This window comes from Kitasatospora sp. NPDC048298 (assembly GCF_043201465.1).
GTDB lineage: Bacteria > Actinomycetota > Actinomycetes > Streptomycetales > Streptomycetaceae > Kitasatospora.
Map to the genome: position 1 here is coordinate 1 of NZ_JBICYZ010000151.1, position 3,833 is coordinate 3,833.

3 protein-coding genes and 1 pseudogene are annotated in these 3,833 nt (G+C 70.9%); 2 read left to right on the forward strand and 2 right to left on the reverse strand.

All coding sequences use genetic code 11. The features are described 5' to 3' along the window. Positions 1-92 precede the first annotated feature (92 nt). Complete coding sequence (locus ACGF0D_RS44015; protein WP_392926177.1) at positions 93-1,316, reverse strand: NAD(P)/FAD-dependent oxidoreductase; 1,224 nt, start codon at positions 1,314-1,316, stop codon at positions 93-95. Positions 1,317-1,556: 240 nt separating this feature from the next. Then, the gene (locus ACGF0D_RS44020; protein ID WP_392926179.1) at positions 1,557-1,892 is read right to left on the reverse strand and encodes a DUF6223 family protein; all 336 of its coding nucleotides are present in this window, start codon (positions 1,890-1,892) and stop codon (positions 1,557-1,559) included. A gap of 9 nt (positions 1,893-1,901) precedes the next feature. Between ACGF0D_RS44020 and ACGF0D_RS44025 the strand changes: the two are divergent. Together ACGF0D_RS44025 and ACGF0D_RS44030 are read left to right on the forward strand one after the other, a co-directional pair. Continuing rightward, positions 1,902-2,741: pseudogene (locus tag ACGF0D_RS44025) on the forward strand (sensor histidine kinase); the annotation flags it as partial. After that, entirely contained in the window at positions 2,738-3,400 is a 663-nt protein-coding gene (locus ACGF0D_RS44030; protein ID WP_392926181.1) for a response regulator, read from the forward strand. The pseudogene ACGF0D_RS44025 and the gene ACGF0D_RS44030, both read left to right, overlap by 4 nt. Positions 3,401-3,833: the final 433 nt, after the last annotated feature.

Sequence of the window (3,833 nt, forward strand, 5' to 3'; positions counted from 1 at the left end):
GCCAGCGAGGCCAGCCGGTTGCGGCTGGCCTCGAACCGACTGGTGTCGAAGCGATCAGTGGCGGTGCTGTCCACGTGGATCACCCTAGGCGGCTATGCGACCGTCATCGTGCCGGACGTGACGGCGTTTTCGGCGGTCGCGTCCGGCACGGCGGCCAGGCGGCGCTTGCGCTTGGGCATGCCGAGGGTCGGGTACGAGGTGGCCCACCGGGAGAGCGCGACGAGGCGCACCTTGAGCCGCGCGGACTTTCGGCCGCCCATGTGCTTCGGCTTCGGCTGCCCTTCGTCGTCGACCCCCTGCCAGATCGCGTCCCCCTGCCCGAGGCTGATGTGGTTGTACGTGTAGACCAGCTTGGTGTTCGCGATCTTGCGGCCGGTCAGGCGTCCCAGGATCGCCTCGATGGCCTGCTGGCTGGTGCAGGCGGCCGAGGCGCAGGACATCGGCAGTGGTCGGCCGTTGTCGCCGATGGCGTAGGCGCTGTCGCCGATGGCGTAGACGTTCGGGTGTGACACCGACCGCATGGTGCGGTCGACGACGATCCGACCGTTCCCGGTGACCTCCAGCCCACCGGCGGCGGCGATGGGGTCGACCGCGAACCCGGCCGTCCACACGGTCGTGTCGGACGCCAAGGCGGTGCCGTCGGCGCACAGCACCTGTGCCGCTTCGACGGCCTCGACGATGGTGTGCTCCAGGACGGTGACGCCCAGTCGGTCGCAGGCCCGGCGCAGGCGGCCGCGGGCCCCGGCGGAGAGCCGGGCGCCCAATTCGCCGCGGGCGATGAGCGTCACCGACAGCCCGGGGCGGGATTCGGCGATCTCGGTGGCGGTCTCGATACCGGTCAACCCGTCGCCGACGACCACCACACTCCCGCCTTCGCCTCGCCTGCCCAGGCCGTCCAAGCGCTCGCGCAGGCGCAGCGCCGAGGGCCGGGCGGCGACGTCGAAGGCGTGCTCGGCCGCGCCGGGAACGCCGTCGACGTCGCCATGGCTGCCGAGCGCGTAGAGGAGCGTGTCGTAGCCGAGTTCGCCGCCGCCACCGTCGGCGTCGGCCACGGCGACGACCTGGCGCTCGGGGTCGACGGCGGTGACACGGGCCAGGCGCAGCCGGATCCCCGTGCCCGCGAACACGTCGGCGAGTTTCGGAGCCTCGATGTCCCGGCCGGCCGCCAACTGGTGCAGGCGCATCCGCTCGACGAAGTCCGGTCCAGCGTCGACCACGGTGATCTCGACGTCCGCCGGGGACAGCCGGCGGGCCAGATTCCCGGCCGTGTAGGCCCCGGAATAGCCGGCGCCGAGTACGAGGATGCGGTGCTTCATGAGTAGCTCCTGTTCGGTTCGATTGCTTCCGGTGGCTTGAGCGGAACAGCGCCCCGATTGCTGACAGGAACCAAATGTGATGTGGGTCACGGCGCGACAGATGGCTTTGGGTGCTTGAACGGACAGCACTTGTACCCGGGTCCGGGAGGCGACCGGCGTACGCCGGCGAGTCGAAGAGTTCGTGAGCTGAGGCAGCACGGACACTTGCCCGGAGCGCGGTCCCGTTCGCTGGTGAGCTGGTCAGTCGGCGCGGCGGGAGCGGGTCAGCGCCAGTCCGCCGAGGGCTGTGCCGGTCAACCCCAGCAGCAGGGCCACGAAGGCCCCGCCCAGGCCGTTGCCGGTGCCGAGGCCACCGGAGGCCGTCGCCGCCACCAGGGCGCCGAGGGCCGTGCCGGTCAGTCCCGCCAGCAGGGCCACGACGGCTCCGCGTTGCCCTGGGCCAGTGCCGATCCGGCCGGTGGAGCGGGCCAGAGCCAGCCCGCCGATGACCACGCCGGTCAGTGCCAGCAACGTGGCCGCGATGGCCCCGAGTCGTCCGGCGCTCAGGGTGTACACACTGACGGCGACCGGCTGCACCGAGGCATGAGCGGCCGCCGGTTCGTCACGGTGGCGGCGAGCGTGACCATGCTGGCCGCACTCCCCATCGCGGCCCTGGCCTCGGGCCTGCACGACACCGGCAAGGCGTTGGCGCAGGCCCGGGGCGCCCTCGAGATCGCCTGGCTGATCGCGGCCGGCGCCGCAGGAGAGGCGCTGCGGCAGGCCGAGCAACGGGCGGACGAAGCCGAGCGCACCCGGGAGGAGACCGCGCGGCGCCGCGCCGACGAGGAGCGGCTGCGCATCGCGCGGGAGCTGCACGATGCGCTGACCCATCAGATCTCGGTCATCAAGGTGCAGGCCGAAGTCGCGGTCCATGTGGCCCGCAAGCGTGGCGAACAGGTGCCGGAGGCGCTGCTGGCGATCCAGGAGGCCGGACGCGAGGCGGCCCGGGAGTTGCGCGCCACACTGGAGGCACTGCGCGACGACGACACGGCCCCGCCGCGCGGGCTCGACGACGTCCCCGAACTGGTCGAACGGGCGAGGACGTTCGGCCTGGACGCGACGCTGACGATCGAAGGACGACGACCCGACGTGCCGGCCGCAGTGGACCGGACCGTCTACCGGATCGTCCAGGAGTCGCTCACCAATATCGCCCGTCACGCGGACGCCGCCACGGCGTCCGTCTGGATCGACTGCCGCCCTGACGCCCTCGCGATCCGTATCGACGACGACGGTAAGGCGGCGCCGGACATCGCCCCGACGCCCGGTCTCGGGCTGCTCGGCATGCGCGAACGAGTCACCGCCCTCGGCGGCCGACTGCGCGCCGAACCGCGCGTCGAGGGCGGCTTCACCGTCCAGGCCCACCTCCCCGTGGACCGGACGTCGTGATCCGCGTCCTGCTGGTCGACGACCAGCCGCTCATCCGCAGCGGATTCCGCGCGCTCCTCGACCTCGAGGGCGACATCGAGGTGGTGGCCGAGGCCGCAGACGGGAAGGAGGCCCTGGATCTGGCCAGGGAGCATCTGCCCGACGTCGCGCTCATCGACATCCAGATGCCCGGCGCCGACGGCATCGAGGCGACCCGGCGCATCGCCGCCGACCCTGCCCTGGCCGGGGTGCACGTCGTCATCCTCACCAACTACGGCCTGGACGAGTACGTTTACAGCGCGCTGCGCGCCGGCGCCGCCGGTTTCCTCGTCAAGGACATCGTGCCGGACGACTTCCTGCATGCCGTACGCGTCGCTGCGCGCGGGGACGCCCTGCTGGCACCGTCGATCACCCGCAAGCTGATCAACAGGTACGTCGCCCAACCGCCCACCACCGGCACCCGAGCGGGGCTGGAGGAGCTGACCAGCCGCGAGCGCGAAGCGGTCGCAATGGTCGCGCAGGGCCTGTCCAACGACGAGATCGCTGGCCGCATGGTGATCAGCCCGATGACGGCGAAGACCCACATCAACCGGGCCATGACCAAGCTCCACGCCAGGGACCGGGCCCAACTCGTTGTCCTGGCCTACGAATCCGGCCTGGTGACCCCGCGCAGCTTCTGACATCGACGCCCCCGGCGCATGCCGGCGCCTGAACGCCGCCGTAAGAAGCCGTTGCTCTATCGATCTTGGTGAGCGTGGGTTCGAATACGTCGGCGCGGTCGGGTGATCTTCCACTTGTCCGCGCATGAGGACAGGGCCTCTGGTGCAGCTCGGGTCTGTCGAAGACCATGAGCGCGCCAGGAGGCCCTGTTGTCGCAGTTGTACGCCTTCGCACTGGCCGACTCCAAAGGGCCGGGGCGAACAGCCGGAGGGCTACTGCCACCGGCAGATGGTCGACGCGGTGCGCGACCTCATCGCGGGCGGCATCACCTGGCGGGCGACGCCCGCGGACTTCCCCGCGTTTCTGTGGAATCTGATTTGTCAACATCATGCCTATTTGAGCAGTTCCATCGTCCACTCTCGCTGCTCAGCGGTGTCTGGGACAGAAAGCCCA